Source organism: Streptomyces sp. ERV7, from assembly GCF_001653515.1.
In the GTDB taxonomy this organism is placed as follows: domain Bacteria; phylum Actinomycetota; class Actinomycetes; order Streptomycetales; family Streptomycetaceae; genus Streptomyces.
Map to the genome: position 1 here is coordinate 1 of NZ_LYOY01000037.1, position 17712 is coordinate 17712.

Annotated in this window: 9 protein-coding genes; 1 reads left to right on the plus strand and 8 read right to left on the minus strand. The window is 69.7% G+C overall.

The window, feature by feature from the left end:
- Window positions 1–299: 299 nt before the first annotated feature.
- The 8 genes from A8W25_RS14425 to A8W25_RS14460 form a co-directional block, all read right to left on the minus strand.
- Entirely contained in the window at window positions 300–731 is a 432-nt protein-coding gene (locus A8W25_RS14425; protein ID WP_234386453.1) for a pyridoxamine 5'-phosphate oxidase family protein, read from the minus strand.
- 184 nt (window positions 732–915) lie between these two features.
- Window positions 916–2508, minus strand: a complete 1593-nt coding sequence (locus A8W25_RS14430; RefSeq protein WP_420708462.1) for a M48 family metallopeptidase — start codon at window positions 2506–2508, stop codon at window positions 916–918.
- 365 nt (window positions 2509–2873) lie between these two features.
- Window positions 2874–3605 carry a hypothetical protein gene (locus A8W25_RS14435; RefSeq protein ID WP_158942532.1) on the minus strand — a complete coding sequence of 244 codons (732 nt, stop codon included), beginning with the start codon at window positions 3603–3605 and terminating at the stop codon, window positions 2874–2876.
- A gap of 5 nt (window positions 3606–3610) precedes the next feature.
- Window positions 3611–4174 (minus strand): sigma-70 family RNA polymerase sigma factor, encoded by a 564-nt coding sequence (locus A8W25_RS14440; protein ID WP_067161380.1) that lies wholly within the window; start codon window positions 4172–4174, stop codon window positions 3611–3613.
- A gap of 31 nt (window positions 4175–4205) precedes the next feature.
- Window positions 4206–4403: a hypothetical protein gene (locus tag A8W25_RS33970; RefSeq protein ID WP_067161383.1), complete on the minus strand. Its 198-nt coding sequence runs from the start codon at window positions 4401–4403 to the stop codon at window positions 4206–4208.
- Between the two features lie 594 nt (window positions 4404–4997).
- Window positions 4998–6776, minus strand: coding sequence for an FG-GAP repeat domain-containing protein (locus A8W25_RS14450; protein ID WP_067161385.1), 1779 nt, complete (start codon window positions 6774–6776; stop codon window positions 4998–5000).
- A 1052-nt stretch (window positions 6777–7828) separates the two neighbouring features.
- A complete protein-coding gene (locus A8W25_RS14455; RefSeq protein ID WP_079126075.1) occupies window positions 7829–10939 on the minus strand; it encodes an FG-GAP-like repeat-containing protein in 3111 nt (1036 codons plus the stop codon).
- A 253-nt stretch (window positions 10940–11192) separates the two neighbouring features.
- Window positions 11193–12431, minus strand: a complete 1239-nt coding sequence (locus A8W25_RS14460) for a hypothetical protein (protein ID WP_234386454.1) — start codon at window positions 12429–12431, stop codon at window positions 11193–11195.
- 1167 nt (window positions 12432–13598) lie between these two features.
- On the opposite strand from A8W25_RS14460, the gene A8W25_RS14465 reads away from it, so the two are divergent.
- Window positions 13599–17537 (plus strand): LamG-like jellyroll fold domain-containing protein, encoded by a 3939-nt coding sequence (locus A8W25_RS14465; RefSeq protein WP_067161390.1) that lies wholly within the window; start codon window positions 13599–13601, stop codon window positions 17535–17537.
- Window positions 17538–17712: the final 175 nt, after the last annotated feature.

Below are 17712 nucleotides of genomic sequence, written 5' to 3' on the forward strand. Positions count from 1 at the left end.
TACGGATACGGGGCCCCGGGGCGGGGGTGGGACGTCAGCACCGTTTCCCGGCACACCGCGAGCCCCTCGTATACGTATACGTATCCCGTCCCTGAACCCCGGCGCGGTGCGGGCCGGTTGGCGCCCAGAGGACCCTACCTGCGGGTGTGTGCACACCACGGGGCGCTGAGAGGACGATGTCGCGCGTGAGGCCGAAAGGTGGCGGCCGCCCGGGCCGGAACCACGAGCTCAGTGATGGTCACGGCCCCTGGAGCGGCGGCGCGCATGACGGTGATCGGTACGGCACCGGAGCCTGCCCGCTAGCCGTCGAGCATCACTCTGTAGTCGATGGTGTTCCACCGTTCCGGCCGCATGTAGATCGCGATGTTGTCGGCCGAGGTCTCCTCCGTCGCGTTGACGTAGTCGGTGGCGCGGTCCGGGCCCATGTAACGCGCGGCCATGTCGATGCGCTCCTGCTTCGAGGTCGGCCCGATCTCGGTCACCGGACCCTCCACCGACACGTACCGGTAGTCGTCGACTTCGGCCCGCTGCGCGCACAACGCGAACTGGCCGGCCGCCTCGATGAGCCGGGTCTTGCGCAGGCCGGGGCCGGTGATCACCTTGATGAGCCCGCCCGGCTGGTACTCGTACCAGATCGGGGTGGTCAGCGGAGCGCGTTCCGCTTCGGCCGTGACGCTCAGGACTCCGACATGCGGTTCTGCGAGGAAGGCCTCGCGTTCCTCATGGGTCATCGGACGCATAAGCCTCAGACTAGTGCCTTGTCGGGCTGCCGGGGAGAGGCAGTCGGGCTGGCGGATCCCCCCGGCGTCCCGCCCGCCGCCCGCGACCTCCACCCGGACGCCGAGCGGCAGTTGCCCGCCCCGACAGGACGGGCGACTGCCGTGAGCGCCGACGCGGAGGCCCACCCGATCCACGTCAGACCGATGCCGGGGCAAGCACCAGCTTTCGCAGGGGCTCGGTGTCGGGCAGGTCTGCGACTGCCGCGTCCAGGGCCAGTTCGAGCTGGTCCTCGAAGCCGTCCGCCGGGTAGCGCAGGGTGGCAGAGTCGGACCAGGAGAGCTGCCAGCGGGTGGCGCCGCGTGCCGTCAGTTCTACGGTGACCAGCCGGTTCAGGGCGCGCCGCAGGACCGGGCCGGCGTACTCGCGGGCGCCGTGGCCGGGCGCGGCCGCCGCCTGCTGGGACGTGGGGAGGCGGTCGGCGATCCGCCGGCGCACCGCAGGGTCGGCGTCGATCGCGTCGAGCAGGGCGGCGAGGCCGGGGCCGGCGCCCTCGGCGGTGAAGGCCTCGCGGATCTCCCGCACGCCCTGGGCGACGTACACGGTCATCGACTCGTGGACGAGGTCCTCCCAGTCCACCCGCTTGAGCGCGAGGGTCTGCGGGGTGAGGACGGCCTGCTCCAGCGCGGCCAGCGCCGCATCCGCGTCGGCCAGGAGTTCCAGGGCCGGGCGGGCGGCCTGCCCGGCGCGGCTGTCGTCGGGCAGGGCCTCGATACGGGCCACGCGTTCGGCGAGCGCGGGGTGGGAGTCGTAGGGGGAGGTGGGCTCGGTCGGGAGCTCCCGGCGCAGTTTCTCCAGGTCCGTGGCGCGGGCGTCGAGCAGCTTGCGCAGACCGCCGAAGACCTGACCGGGGCGGGGCAGCAGCCCGGCGTCGATGCCGAGGGTGGCGTACGAGCTCATGTAGAAGTCATGTGCCGAGCCGAGGGCGTTCAGCTCGCGCAGGGCGCAGGCGGCGGAGTCGCGGCCGGCGACCCGGACCGCGGCGAGGTCGGCCGCGAGCTCCTGGCGGCGGGCGGCGGAGAGGGAGGAGCGCAGGTAGAAGTTGCCGTACGCCGTGTAGACGCTGGCCATGCCGCGGTACGTCGCACCCAGACCCGGGGTGTCGATCATCGTGGCGCGCCTGCCCTTGGCCCTGCGCTTGGCGGCGTGCTTCTCCTGCCTCGCGCGCTCCCTGGCGACCTTCTTGTCGGACCGCTCGTGGAAGTGGGCGATGGTACGGATCAGTTGGGCGCGGCCGCGGGCGATCAGGGGGGAGAGGCGGGTGTCGAAGTTGGCGTAGTGGCCCATCTCGTGGGCGAGCACGGCGCGCAGCTGCATCTCGTCCATGCCCATCATCAGCGGCAGGCCGAGGTAGAGGCGACGGGTACCGGGCCGCAGGCCCAGCAGCGAGGAGTCCTCGCCGACGGCCGCGTTCACCTTCTCGATCAGCACGATCTCGTCGGGCGCGCGGGTGCCGACCTGCCGGGCGACCTCGCGCACGGCCTCCCACAGCGCGGGCTCCTCGGCCTCGGTGACGGTGACGGTGATGCCGGCGGGCGGATCGGCCTTGGGGGTGCGCAGCATGAACATGCCGCGCACGACCGGGATCGCGAGGACGACGGAGAAGATGACGATGTCGTAGACGATCGGGCCGTGCAGCGAGGTGAAGACGGCGTAGTCGGCGCCCGCGAGGGCGGCCAGCAGGAAGACGCCGAGCAGATAGAAGCCGGCGAGCAGGACGAGAGCGCGCAAGGCACGCAGTGAAGCGCCCATTTGGACAGATCCCCCCACGGGATGACAGCGGTGCTGAAGTGCGTGGCGGGATCCGCCTGCCGCATCATGCGGCCCGGCGGTCACTTGCGGCAACTTGGTTGGCCAGGGATTTTCCGTCTTGGCCAGCCTTGGTGAGCTGAGCGGCCTTCTCCTGCTGGACGTCGTGGGCGGCCGAGGCCGAGGGCCCCTCGCCCGGGAGGCGCATACGGTCCGGCCACCGTCGCTCACCCTCGCTCACCGCCGCAAGCAGTCCCGGAGGCCAGGCGTATGCCCGGCGTTGCCCGGCATGCATTACTACCGCCGTGCGGCCGGTCCCCGTGTGGCGGAGGCCGGCCGCCGCCGGCTCAGCGGGCGCTGGTGAGAAGGTCTTCGAGTCGGTGGGCTAGGGCGGCGCTGGGCTGGGGGATGTTGCCGAGTTCGTCGTCGCCCTCGACGTCCAGGTGCTGGATGGCGTCTTTGACGGCGTCGTCGGGGACGAAGGTGTCGTCGTCGCCGGGGGCTTCGAAGCGCATGGTGATGCCTGCGCCCGGGGCGCCGGGGTTGACGGGGACGTGGCCGACGGGGGTGTACTGGCCGACCTCGCGGTCGAGGACGGCCAGCTGGGTTGCCCAGAAGTCGGCGTCGCGGAGTTCTCCGCGGCGCAGGTGGAGGAAGTACAGGCACAGGGCGCTGGTCGGGTTGCCGGCTCCGGCGGCGAACAGCCACCAGAACTGGGCGCCGTCCTCACGGCCGGCGAGGTCGAGCAGGCAGGCGAAGGTGAGGGCGCCGCCGGGGTCGCGCTCGGCGTGGAAGCGGCCCAGGCGGCAGGCGGCTTCGGTGTCGGTGATGACGTTCTGCGACAGCTCCCACAGCCGGTGGGCGGCCTGCTCGTGCAGGGCGGTGGGTGTACGGCGGAGTGCCCCGCGGCCCGGGCCGGCCATGAGCAGGCCCATCCAGGTGAACTCGGTGAGGTCCCGGGCGAGGCGCGCGCGGGAGGCTTCCAGGTGGGCCGGCGTGTAGTCGCCCTCGAAGACCCGGGTGCGGGTGAGGGCGTCGTCGATACAGCATGGTTGGGCGGACATGGGTTCCTCACTCATCGTCGTCACTCATCGTCGTCCTTCATGTCGAAGCCGAGTTCCGCCGCGAGCCGCCGCTTGGCACTGCAGCGCAAGGTGCGCACCGTCTCCGGAGTGATGCCCATGGTCTGTGCGGTGCGCTTGGTGGTGAAGCCGAGCGCGTAGTTGAGGACCATCACGTCAAACTGGCGCTCGGGCAGGCGGTCCATGGCCGCGTAGAGCCCGATGGTGTGCTCCAGCTCGTCGAGTTGGGCGTGGAAGCGGGCCCGGAAGGTCTCGATGACGACATCGGTGGCAGCCTTGACGGCCCGCTCGAACACCATCGTCTGGGGGCCGGCCGCGGGGCGGCCCTGCATCATCAGTTCGGTGGCGACGCGTTCCTTGTGCAGAGCCCAGGCGTAGGAGTGGAAGTCGGGCTGCTCGGTGCAGTGCTGCCAGTTGACCGCCAGGTAGAGGAAGGTGCCGTGGACGAGCTCGTTCGCGTCGCGTTCGTTGCCGAGCTGGATGCGGGCGTACTCGTAGTAGGGGCGGTGGAAGCCCGTGTGGAAGGCGCGGAACGGCAGTGGCATCGCGTTGATCAGTTCCGTCATTGCCCGATCGGTCGGCTCCGGGGAAGAACTCTCATTCACTGTCGGCTCCTTCGCCGCGCACAAAGGCGTCGTGGCGCACCGCAGGGCGGGGGTGCTGGCCGACAAGGGTTGAGGCTCCGATCCGGACGCCGGCGCCGAGCAGGCGCCGCAGCAGACACCGCGCATCCGGCGCGAACGCGCGCGCGGCGGCGGCCATGGCCAGCACGAGGCTGACAACGTCTGACTTCACGGTGGTTGTTGTCCTTTACGTTCGCGTTCTGGTGCGGCACCAGCCCCCTGGGCATCCCCGCCCGGTGCCTGAGCGACATTGCTCTTGCGGAACAGCAAAGCGGTCGGGACCACCGGATCGTTGAGGCGAACGGCAACAAATTTTCGACGGAAAGCTACCGGCCAGTCACGAAACGTTCGCTCAAGGGTTCACTCGCGCCCCAAATGCGCGAGTCCGGCCCGTGTCTTGCGTTCAACATGTGCCGCCGACCTGTGCACCATGTCTTTAGGGAAGCGATCAACTACCGTTTGCGCAAAGAGCGGTAGCCGCTCCTCCGGATCTCGGTGTGACGCACATCACGCGCCGGAGCGGGCGGCGCGCACCCCGGCGCAGGTGGAGCTTGGATCCGCCCGGTCAGGGATTTCCGGGGGAGGGCCTGAAGGTGGACGGCGTCGATGGCGCCGAAGGGCCCGATCACCGTCCGGCACCGGGCCTTTCCTGGGGAGTGCTTCACCTGACCGATGACACCGGCAGCGGATCCGGCACGCAGTTCAGCGAGCGGGCCGGAACCCGCCGACTCCTGACAGTCCGGACAGCCCTGACCCGGGCGACGGTTCAGACGATGCTGTTGTACGCGTTCCAGCCCGTGCCGATCTCCAGGCGTGGCCCGAACGGGGCGTCGGCTTTGCCGGTGGCGAAGTAGATCCAGAGCCTGCCGTCGTGGTCACGGGCCAGCAGGCTGCCGCCATGGCTGTGTCCGGACAGGTCTCCGGGGCTGGTGAGGGTGGTGTAGGTGTTCCAGCCGCCGCTGATGCGGGTGCGGGAGGCGAAGGGGGCGGTGGCCCGGCCGGTTCCCCGGTAGAGCCAGAGCACGCCGTTGTGGTCGCGGGCGACCAGGTCGGGGCGTCCGTCACCGGTCAGGTCGGTGCCGCCCGCGATCATGGTGTACGTGTTCCAGCCGTCGCCGACGCGGGTCCGGGCGGCGAAGGGCGCGCTGGGGTTGCCGGTCCCCTTGTACAGCCAGAGCGTGCCGGCCCGGTCGCGGGCGAGGAGGTCCGGCCTGCCGTCCCCGGTCACATCGCCCGCGCCGACAAGGGTGTCGTAGACCTGCCAGCCACCACCGACCCGGCTGCGGGACAGGAAGGGGGCGTTGCCGTCGCCGCTGCCCCTGTAGTACCAGAGCACGCCGGAGCGGTCGCGGGCGACGAGATCGCCTGTGCCGTGGACGTCGAAGGTGGAGACTTTGGTCAGCAGGTCGTATGCCTGCCAGCCGCCTCCGACGCGGGTGCGGGGGGTGTAGTACCGGCTGGTGGTGTCCGGGTATTCGCCCTCCTTGTACTGCCACAGGACACCGGCGGCGTCCCTGCCGTAGAAGGAGTGCCTGGCGGAGGCGGGGACGTAGTCGTGTTCGAAGTGGAACTCCTGGTCCTGGCCCAGTACTTGTCGTCCGTCGTCGGCGAGGGTGGAGAAGGCACCGCGCAGGAAGCCCGCCGACGGGAGCTCCCAGGATGCGGACAGGCGCAGGTCCTCGTTCGCCTCGCCCGGCTTGTCAGGTCCCCAGGCGCGGGCGGGGAAGTCCAGCACGGCGGAACCGCTCCCGTCGACCGTCCATGCGACGGCCTTATAGGGGGAGCCGTCCGCCGAGTACTCCACACTCACCCCCTTGGTCAGTTGTGAGGCGGTGTAGCCGGCGTCTGCCAGCTGCCGCGCGGTGAAACGCAGCCGGCTGTGGGTGGTCGCCGGCGGCGAGGGCATGGCCCCCATGCGCGTGGTGAGTCGCATGTGGGCGGGCTGGGGATACCCGGCGCTGACGGCGATGGCCGCGTTGGTGCCGGTGCCGTGACCAGGAGATTCCCAACTGTTCGAGAACGACGGTGAGGACAGGCGCATCCCTATCGGGCCCTGCTCGAAGGCGTTGTCGAGGAACTGTCCGCTGGCACCGTCCACGAGGCGGCCGTATATGGAGACATGGCTCTCGACACCGTACTCGGCGGCCACGTGAAGACGAGTCGTGCCTTCGGCCAGCGCCGCTCCGGGAACACCGTCGTGGTCGCTGTCGGCCGCGCCGATCTCGAAGATCCTCCTGGACCCGTCCGACGGGTCGTAGTGGGACGGCACGTCGGTACCGGCGTCGTCCGTGATGCGTATGTGGTCCAGCCCGGCGCCGTGCAGGTCCAGCCGGATGTAGGTGTCTTCGGCGGGAGGGTTGGTGACCGTGAGGTCGGCTTCCCCCGGGGCGCCGTTGACGTTGACGGTGCCGTTCGTGCTCAGCTCCAGTCCGGCGGCGGATGCGCCGACGTCGGCGGCGGTGGCTGTCTGTACGGGGGCGGTGCCGATCGCTGCACTCAGCGCGGCGATCGCCAGCGCAACGCGGTGACGGTGGTTTATTCGCACGTGGGGTGGCCTTCTGGGTGGCTTGTCGGGAGCTGGTGTTTGCTTACGGTCAGGGGCGGGGTGCCCGGCCATGGGCAGGGTGGTCCTGCGCTGTTTCGGCCGGGCCGACGAGCCGCGCTCGCTCGCGTGTCGGCACGGGTACGCGGATCCGACTGGAAGTTCAGGCACTTCTACCGACGAGACGACGCCGATCGGGAGATTATCTCTACTCGGCCGTCACTTCAGGAGTGGCTTACCGGTCACCAAACGGCCGCCCCGCCCTCGCACTTCGCGACCTCTTGGGGCGCGTCGGCTGCCGAGTCCGGCGGTGGCACCCACGATGAAGCGCTTCGGGAATGTGGCCCTCGCGGCGTTACCAGGTTGCGTCCATGGCCATTCTGCCGACGGACGAGATCCGCGGGCTTCATGAGAAGCACCCCCCTTCGCGCGAGGCTGGGGATGTGGATGGCGTGCGCGGCCGAGGGGCGGTCGAGCCACCACGCGGCGCGTCGCACAAGCCGCCGCTCGTGATGATCGGCAACAGATATCGCCGCCGTAGGCTGGGACGATGGGCGTGGGGATGGAGCTTCTGGTCGTGGACTGGCCGAGGGCGGAGGCAACGGCGCCTGGCGACCGCCAGGATCTGCTGATCGATGCTGCTTTCGGAGAGGCGTACAGCGATGACCTCTTCGAGCACGGCTGGTCCTGGTCCACACGTCCGGATGAGGACTGGTATGGCAGGTACGCGTTCAAGAACACCCTCGGCTCGTACAAACCGCACTTCTGGGCAACCCACCGCTGGGACCACATGCGCGAGTTCGTCGAACCGGATGTGCGCGCGGTTCTCGACCGGTTCCTCGACGCGCTGATCTGGGACGGCCTGGAGTCCACCGAGAGCGCCGGGACGGGACTGCCGGAACGGGTGCCTGCCTGGGACGCGGACCTGCTCGTCTGCCGTTCCCCCGAGGACCCCCCTGTGACCGTGTGGGTGCCGGGCCGTGGCAGGCCTGGCACCCACACGGCACGAGCTGCAGCAGGCGACCTGGCGTCCGGCCCCAAGACCGGGCCGGGTGTCAGAAGAGGTACTTGTACATCTGCCAGCCGCCGCCGATCCGCTGACGGCCGGCGAAGTTCCCCCTGCCGTCACCGGCATACGACCACAGCACGCCGTCCGCGCCGCGCGCCAGGAGGTCCGGCTTGCCGTCCTCGTTCAAGTCGCCTGCGCCGACGAGGGAGTTGTAGATCTGCCAGCCGCTGCCGACCTTCACGCGGGTGGCCAGTCGGCCGTTGCCGGTGCCGGGGTAGAGCCACAGCGCCCCGGCCGCGTCCCGTGCCAGCAGGTCCGCCTTGCCGTCGCCGTTCAGATCGCCGGCGCCTGACCCCAGCAGATACCCCTTCCAGCCCTCGCCCACCTTCACTCGCGCATTGAAGTTGCCCGAGCTGTTCGCCTCGTACAGGTAAAGGTCGCCGGTGGCCGCCTCGCGTGCGAGGAGGTCCGCGCGGCTGTCGCCGGTCATGTCGCCCGGCGAGGTCAGCGCGTCGAAGATGTTCCAGCCACCGCCGATGGGCGTGTACGGGGTGGTGGGAGTCAAGGCCTTGCCGCCCGGCCCATAGGCGCGGAGCTCGCCATTGCCCAGGCGGACCAGCACGTCGTTGGAGGCGTCGCCGTCGATGTCGTCGAACGGCACCGTGGACGTCACGGTGTTCGCGCCCGTCCAGCCGGACCCCGATACCTTCGGGTCGACTCCACCCCGGCCCGTACCGCCACGGAAGTCCGCGTTGCCCGTAGGTGTGAGGGCGAGCAGGTCGCCGATGCCGTCGCGGCCTACGTAGTCGCGCGGAGCGGGTGCCGCGCCGGTGAGCTGGAGCGTACCGGTACGCGTCAGGGCCGGTCCGTGGCCGTCGGCGGGCAGTGCGGTCAGCGTCCAGGCGTAGGCCCCGTCGACGGCGAACCGACCTTCCTCGTCCCGGCCGTCCCAGCCGGTCTTGACCAGGCCGCGGGCCTCCCCGCCGGTGAGGGTGCGGACGGTGGCGCCCGTCGCCCGGCTCGTGAGGGTCAGCTTCCAGGCGGCGGCGGGTCGGGAGAGCCACCAGCGGGCCGCCCAGGGGCCGGACTTGACGTTCGCGGTGGCAGGGGTGTCGGTGTCGATGTCGGTCAGCGCGGACGTGTCCGCGCCGGAGGGGACGATGTGGGTGACACCCTGGGCATCGCCGTAGACGAGCGGTCCGCCGAAGCGGTCCACGTCCCAGCTGGTGCCCGCGTACGAGTTGGAGACCTGGCCGACGGACCGGGAAGCGGGCCGGGTGCCGCTGACGTCGGTCATGCTCAGCACCCCATCGGCCGCGGACACCAGGTAGCCGTCGGCCAGCCGCGTCTGGTCGGCGTAGGGAACCGGACTCGTACGCCCGGTGGCGGTGTCGTAGACCCCGGCCTGCTTCTCCGTCTTGCAGGCCCAGTAGATCCGGCTGCCGACGGCCTGCAGGTCGGTCAGGTCACAGGAGGCGACCTTGAACGGCGAGATGGCGGAGCTCGCGGCGCCCACCGTCGTGGTACGCACACGTCCGGGCTCCCCGGCGGCTTCCACGTACAGGCGGTTGCCCCACAGGGTGAACGCCTCGTTCGCGTAAGGCTGGGTGACTACCGTCTTGCCGGAGTCGATGTCGATGACCGACAGGAGCTGGTTGTTGGGCGAGGGCTCCTGGTCCCCCCCTCCGTAGAACGCCGCATAGCGCCCGGAGGCGGCGACGAGGGTGTTGAGGGGTGCGTCAGGCTTGAACTGCCGGCCGGGCAGCGGCTGCCCGTCCTCTACCACTCGGATCGTGCCGGTCGCCCACAGCCGGGTCAGCGTCCGGCCGTCCCCTGTGGTCAGCAGATGTGAGCAGGCGGCATCGTCGCAGAAGGGGTCCTGCGTTTCGGCACCGCGGTCGACTCGGGCCCCTGCGGTGAGCGGGGCGCCGACCGAGAGCCGTACACCGCGCAGCTGGTACGGCGCTCGGTACACCGGCATCGCGTCGAGCGTGCTCACCTGCCCCTGGGCGACCGCCGTCACGACGGCTCTGGCCGGGACGCTCGGCAGGTCCGCGACCTTGACCGGCTCGGGCCCCGCGCCTTCCGCGCCCGCGCGGATCGCGTAGACGGAGCGCTCCAGGCCCTCACCGGCCCGTGCGATCAGCACCCGCCCGCTCGGATCGAGCACGGAAGCCGCCGTCGTCCGGTCGAGGATCCGGCGGGGCTCACCGCCGTCCGCGGGCGCCGCCCAGACTCCGTAGGCGAACCGCTTCTTGTCCTCGGGCTGCTGGACAGGCGCCGCCGGCCGGGCCAGCAGCGCCTGCTCGCCGAGCAGTCCGAGCAGGTAGTCGCCCTGTTGATAGGCGATGGGGAACTCGCGCTCGGGGCGGGTGTCGGCGGTCAGCCCCCACACCTGGACCGTGCCGTCCTTCCGTAGGAGCACCACCTTGTCCCCGATGAGCAGCGTCGACACGGCATCCGGTGTCGCGGGCAGGCCGACCAGGCGCACCCGGGCGCTGGAGTCGAGCCAGAAACGGTGCTGCACCCCATCCAGCTCGTAAGAACCGAGCGTGCCCTGCCCGTTGCGGTACGAGGGCCCCGCGAGCAGCTTCGCACCCTCGGGGAAGCCGGTCACCCGCCGTGTGACGGTCTTCCCGTCTTCCGCGGTCAGCAGGTACCGGCCCTCTCCTTCGGGCGCGGACGCGGACGTGGTGGTCATCAGGGTGTCACCGAAGGCTCCGGCGAGACGGTGGTAGGTCGGCAGGTAGACCGTCTTCGACGAGCCGTTGCGCATGTCACGAAGTTCGACGAGGAGTTTCCCGGATGCGTCGTTGCCGTACAGGGCCACGTAGTCGGAACCCGTGGCCACGGCCGTGGAGTGCCAGAGGTCGTGCGGAACCGCCTTGACGGTGCCGTCCGCGTACGAGGTCCACCGGAAATCGCCCTGGTAGTTGCGGTACGGACTCTGGTAACTGCCGCCCAGAACGCCGCTGTCCCCGGCGCTGATCAGCGTGCCGGCATCTTCCAGGGCGTACTGCTCGGCGGGAATCGACACCTCTGGGGGTACCGCGCCGGCGCCGAACGCCGGTGCTGCCATCAGCGGTGTGAGGCCGGCCGCCAGACCGATCGTCGTGACAGTGGCGACGGCACTGCGTACGAGTGTGTGACGTCTCAAGGTGTGCTCCGCTCCCCAAAGGTGTTACGGCATGGGGAAGCCCCCGCGTGGCGCGGCGTGGTCAACAGTGAAAGCGAAGCCCCCCGGCTTCATCCCCCATGCAAGTGACTTGACCTTACAGCAGCCTTACCTGCGAGGATGTGTGAAATTTGAACTCGTTCAAAGCAGGGTTTTCGCGGCTGGGCCAAGCGCCGTTTCGGGTCGCCTCCTGCGGGCCGTCCCCGGGCAGGTCCACGACGGGCTTGCGTGCCCCTTACGGGGAGTGCGTCCACACCATGGTGAGGTAGCCGCTGTAGAAGGCGGAGACGAGAGCGGTGCCGGTGAGGACCGCGTAGACGGTGGTGGTGCGTGCGCGGGCGAGGGCTGTGGCGAGAGGGAAGAGGAGGGGGAAGGCGGGGAGAAGGAAGCGGGCTTTGGACTGGAAGAAGCCGGCGCCGCCGACGGTGATGAGGACCACGGCGGCGGTGTAGATCCAGACGGCCAGGGGTGGGCGGCGCAGCGCGAGGACGCCGAGCAGGATGACCGCGGTGACGATGGTCGCGGCGACCACGACGTCGTTGAGGGAGAGTTGGGGCTGGGTGAACAGGGCGCGCAGACGCTGGGTGGTGAAGGTGCCCCCGTCGAAGGTGGAGCCCCACTGTTCCTGCTCGACGAAGTAGCCGTCCCAGCGGTTCATGCGGTGCCCGACCCAGAGGACGAACGCCGCCCAGCCAAGGGGTGCCAGGGCTATCGCGGCGTACAAACGCACCGTGGGGCGCTTGCGGGCGCGCCGGCCCCGGGCGGGTAGGGGCTCTGCGGAACGTCTGCCCGCCGCGGACAGGAGTTGCCAGGCCGCACCGAGGGTGACGGCGGCGATGACGGCGAGGCCGGAGGGGCGGGTGGCGCCGGCGAGCAGCGCGAGTGTGCCTGCGGTCAGCCAGGCCCGGGTGAGCACCGCGTACAGGGCCCAGGCCGCAAGAGCGGTGAAAACCGGCTCGGTGTAGGCCATGGACTGCACGAGGGCATGCGGCACGATCGCGTACAGGGCGACGGTGAACAGGGCGACCCGTGCGCCGTACAGCTTCTCGGCGACGGCGAAGATCCCCCAGGCCGCGAGGAGCGAGGCCGCCAGCGCTATCGCCCAGGCGGCCCAGCTGGCCGGGAGCCCGGTGACGGCGGAGGCGGCGCGTATCAGGCTCGGGTACAGCGGGAAGAAGGCGAGTTTGCAGGTGGGGCCGCCGAGTCCGCAGCTGGGCACCATCGGGCTGGTGTAGCCGTGGTCGGCGATGTTCAGGTAGTAGACCGAGTCCCATCGGGTTGCCAGGACTTCATGCAGCCCCACTCCCTTGCGGTGCCCCCATATACCCACCATGCCGATGCCCACGAGGCGCAGCCCGACGTGCAGCAGCAACGCTGCCTGTGCCCGCCGCCAGGAAGCGGCCACGGCCTGCCGTGCCGTCTGTATGTGCCCGAGGGCAGGGGCCGCGCGCCGGCCTCCTCGGCTGCGGGGCACGTCGGGGCGTATCTGGGTCCCTGTCACATTTCCGTCCAGAAGTTCCATCAAGGCGCGCTGCCTGCCGCGGGCGCCTTCTTCGTCGACATGGGGGCACGGTCCGCCGCGCGGCGACGAGGAATTCGAAGGCGACGGCAGGCCGTGCGGGCACAGCAAGGTTCCGCACAGGTGGATGCGAGGCGGACGTCAGCGGTGCGTTCGTGCGTGCTCCGAACGCTTTCCGCTCGTGCGGTGGCGGGTTGGCCGCTGCTCATGTCGCGCATTCGCCGCCAGGCGCATGCACTCCTTGATGCCTGGCATCAGCGGCGAGATTACCCCACCCCGTCCGCTGCGGCGGTGTGCACTGTGTCGTCGACAGCCCGGGCCGCGCGGTGCGGGCGCGGGGCTGACTTTCAGCGCTGAGGGACTGTCTCATCGTGGTGGCGTGCGGGCGCCTGACTGATTGTGCTGGTAAATGGAGAGTAAAGATCTATGGGTGCTTCGAGTGTTGTGGGGGTGTCTCTCCTGCTGTTCGCCGCAGAGGGGGCGGTAGCCGGAAGGCGCCTGCGCAACGTCGCATTTAGGAATATTTCGCCGCACTGTAGTGGTCCAGGCTGGCGATATCTCGTTGGTAGAGGCATGCCGTGATGCGGTGCGGTATGTCCGGCTGTGTCGTGGATCACGGTTGACCGCGGGGGCTCGGGTTCCGTTTGATTCGGTCACTTGTGTGTTTTCTTTGTGGTTCCTGTGGGGGGAGCGTCAGTGTGGGGTGGGGACGGCCGTCGTGCCGTGAGACAGGTCCGACGTCGTGGGGTGGCGCGGTGGGCGGGATGGGCCGCGGTGTCGGGGCTCGTGCTCGCCGCGGCGCAGCCGCTGACCGCCGTGGCGGATTCCGCGGTATCGGGCGATACGCGTGACCAGTCGGTGTCGAGTCGCAGCGGTGCGGGTCAGCCGGAGACGCCCGAGTCACTGGCGGTGGCCGAGGCCAGGCGCAGCGGCAAGGATGTGAACGTTCCGTCGTTGCAGAGTGAGACCAGCGACGTGGTGGCCAAGCCGGATGGCCGGCTTGCCGCGACGATTCACACGAAACCGGTGCGTACCCGCAAGAACGGTTCCTGGCGGGCTATCGACACCTCCCTTCGCACGACCAGTGGCGGCGCGGTTGTGCCGTCGGCGACGTTGACGGACATGGAGTTCTCCGGGGGCGGCACGCAACCGCTGGTGCGGATGTCGAGTGCCGGCAAGGAGCTGAAGCTCGCGTGGCCCAAGCCGCTGCCGACTCCGGTGATCAATGGGAGCACGGCCGAGTACCGCTCGATCCTGCCGGATGTGGATCTGCGGATGACCGCCACCGACTCCGGGTTCACCCAGCTCATCGCGGTCAAGACGCCTCAGGCGGCCAAGAACCCCGAGCTGGACCAGCTGAAGCTGGGGATGTCCAGCGCGGATCTGACGGTGCGCAAGGAAGCGGACGGGTCGCTGTCGATGGTCGACAAGGCGGCCGGCGGCACCGTGTTCCAGGCACCCAAGCCGATGATGTTCGACTCCTCACCGGGCCTGACCGACGGCTCGGGCATGCCCGCGGGACCCACTGCGCGGCTGAAGACCCTTGCCGCGCCGAAGAACGCCCTGGCCGCAGTCGAGGCACCAGCGGACCCTTCGGCCCATACCGCGGCCGTGGACGTGGCGGTGCCTGCCGACCAGAAGTCGCTCGTCCTGACTCCGAACCAGAAGCTGCTGGACGCTCCGGGCACGGTGTTTCCGGTGATGATCGACCCGGATGTCAAGGCGCCGCGGGCGGTGGGCTGGGCGGGGATCTCCCGGTACTGGTCCAACACGTCGTTCTGGAAGTTCTCCGGGGACTTCGGCATGGGGTACTGCGGGGATGAGGGCCGCTGTGTACCGGAAGATGTGAAGCGGGTGCTGTACGCGATCCCGGTGAAGGATGCGGCTTTCGTGGGCAAGCACATCCAGGATGCCAAGTTCCGTGCGTGGAACTCGCACTCCTGGAGCTGCACTCCTCAGCCGGTCGACCTGTTCCTCACAGGGCGGATCAGCTCCAACACCACGTGGAACAACTCCAGCTCGATGGGATCCTCGTCGTTCTGGAACAAGTACCTGGCGACGCGGAATGACGCGCGAGGTTTTGACGGCTGCGGGGCCGGATACACGGAGTTCGAGCCGCCAGGGCTGCGGGATGCGGTCCAGGCGGTCGCCAACCGCAACGCCGTCGACCTGACCCTGGGGCTGAAGGCCGGCAGTGAGAGCGCGTCGGCGTACGGACAGTGGAAGCGGTTCACTGACGACGGGTACCTGCAGGTGTTCTACAACCTGCCGCCGCGCCAGCCCGCGATGAAGGATCTGTCGTCCCAGCCCGGCGGTGTGTGCTCCTCATCCACGACGCCCATCACGAAGGTCCCGCAGCTGAATGCACGAGTGTCGGATCCGGACCAGGACAGCATCGGCGTGCAGTTCGCGCTTGTCTGGGACAACGGTTCCTGGTACTCGACCGGGGGTGCGAACACCCCTCCCGCATCCAACACGTTCAGGGCATCCGGCTCGACGTTCTCCATCCTGCTGCCACCCTTCGTTGTTCCGCAGAACAAGCAGGTGGGCTGGGCAGTGCGGGCCTGGGACGGCGTGGAGTGGGGGCCGTGGAGCTGGGACGGTGCTCCCACCGGCTGCTACTTCACCGTCGACACCAGCAAACCCGCCGGGCCGGTGACCACCTCGCTCGACTTCCCCGGGTCGCACGACGGACAGGCGGCGCTGGCGTGGACGGACGGGGTGGGCCGCTACGGCACCTTCACCTTCACCACCACCTCCAAGGATGCGGTGGCCTACCAGTGGGGGCTGGACCAGCAACCGACGGCAGCCCGTGAGGTGGCCACCAGCGGGGGAGCCGCGCGGTCGGCGCGGGCGCTGATGCCGAGCGAGGGCCCGCACACCCTGACAGCCCGCGCCAAGGATGCGGCGGGCAACGCCGGGGAGACCACCACGTACTACTTCAACGTGCGGCGCGGGCAGGCCCCGCGGGCCGGGTGGGCGATGAACGACAGCCCTGGCAGCACGCGGCCGGCCTCGGGTCCGGCTGCGAACTTCCCCGTCACGGTCACCGGTGGCTCCATGGGGGCAGCCGGACACACGGGTACGGCGGCGGCCCTGACAGGCGAGGCGGCGCCGGACGGGACGCCGAAGAACTACCTGTCCACACAGAGCGCGGTACTGGAGACGGACCAGAGCTTCACCGTCTCCGCTTGGGTGAACACCGCTGATCCTTCCATCCAGTTCCAGTCGGCGCTGAGCCAGAGCAGCGTGCACCAAGCCGCTGTCACTCTGGGCCTGAGCGCCGGGAAGTGGACCATCAAGGCGCCCACGGCGGACAATGCCACCGACTACGGCTGGTACACCGCCTCGTCCGACGTGGCGCCGGTGGCCAACCAGTGGACGCACCTGGCCGGGGTGTACAACGCGGTGGCCAGGACGCTGACGGTGTACGTGAACGGCAAGCCGTCCACCCCTGCGCAGGGTGTCAGCCTGTGGTCGGCGCGCGGAGCGATGGACTTCGGCCGGCTGCGCTGGCGCGATACCTACACCGACCCGTGGAAGGGCTCGCTGGACGACGTCCGGGTCTACGACCGGGTGCTGGGCCTGGCGGAGATGACGGACCTGGCGGCCGGCCGCCAGGTCACCACCGGCACGGGCGCGAAGGCGGCGTGGTCGCTGGATGAGAGCGGCACGACCGCTGACGGCACCTCCGAGACCGGTGACCTGACGACGACCGGCGACGTGCGGACGGGCATCGCTGACGGGATCGAGGACAAAGCGGTCCGCTTCGGAGCGGATGGTTACGCCACCACTGCCCGTCCGCAGGTGGACGGCACCCGCAGCTTCTCCGTCTCCGCCTGGGTGCGGCGTCCGGCGCTGGCCGCGGGAGACTCCACCGCCAAGGTGGCGATCAGTCAGCCCGGTGTCCACCAGCCCGAGTTCTCCCTGTACTACTCGCCCTCCTACAAGAAGTGGATCTTCGGCCGGTCCACGGAGGACTCCACCGCCGACACCCTGGTGCGCGCGGTCCAGCCCGCCTGCGGCCCGGTGAACGGGGTGCCGTGCTTCGGCGAGACGAGCAACGAGTGGACGCACCTGGTGGGAGTCTCGGACACGGTCACCCACAAGATCCGCCTCTACATCAACGGCTACCTGGTCGACGAGAGCGACTACATCCAGTCCATACCGTGGGCAACGCCGAAGCCACTCATGGTCGCCGGGCTGAGCCGGGAGGGAACACCTGCGGAGTTCCTCGGCGGTGACGTCGACGATGTGCGTGTCTTCGACCGGATCGTCACCGGGGACGAGGCCAGGACGATGGTCCAGCAGCGTCCCCAGCTGGCGGCCCGGTGGAAGTTCAACACAGCCACCGCCACCACTCCGCCCGTGTCGGCCGCGGACGGCCCCCTGTTTCCCGCGTCCCTGTACGGCGGCGCGAGCGTGTCCACGACGCTGGACGAGGCCCGGGTCGGTACCGGCACTCTGACGCTGAACGGGAGCAATGGGTTCGCGCAGACCAGCACGGTGCCGGTGGACACCGGGCAGAGCTTCTCCCTGGCCGGTTGGGCTCAGTCGGCTGCACCGCCCAACCGGGACATGACCGTGCTCTCCCTGGGCGGCGACAAGGGACCTGCGGTCACCGTGCGTTGGAAGTTCCTGCACACCAGTGACGACCCGGTCAGCCCCGGAAACATCGGGGAGTGGCAGGTGGAGACGGTGGACGGTGCGGCCAAGCACGCCGTTGCGGTACACACCTTTGCCAGTTCGCAGGGCATCGGCAGCTCTTGGAACCATCTCGCGGTGACGTATGACGCCTTCTCCAACGAGTTGGCGCTCCATGTGAACGGGAAGCGGCAAGAGGAGATCTGCCCCGACGCCGATACCGGCTGCACCCCGCATATCTCCTTCATCACTGCGGATCAGCCGCTGAAGGCCACCCAGGAGCTGCGGTTCGGCCGCAACCCGGCCACCGTCACCAACGCGGACTGGTTCTCCGGCCAGATCGACGACGTGTGGGCCTACCAAGGTGTGCTCGCCCCCGCTCAGCTCGCGGCGCTGGCCCGGGGCGACGAGCTCTGACAGCACCAGCCCGGCACCTAGACCGCGGCGCCACCCCGGGTTCGGACCCGCCCCCCTGTCTGGCGGACCCGAACCCGGGGCCCCGACTTGTCCTTGCCTTTCTTCTCCATACCCTGCCTGGCCCGTGGCCGGCACGATCAGCCGCACCGGACCCTGTCCCGGTGCGGCGGGGGAT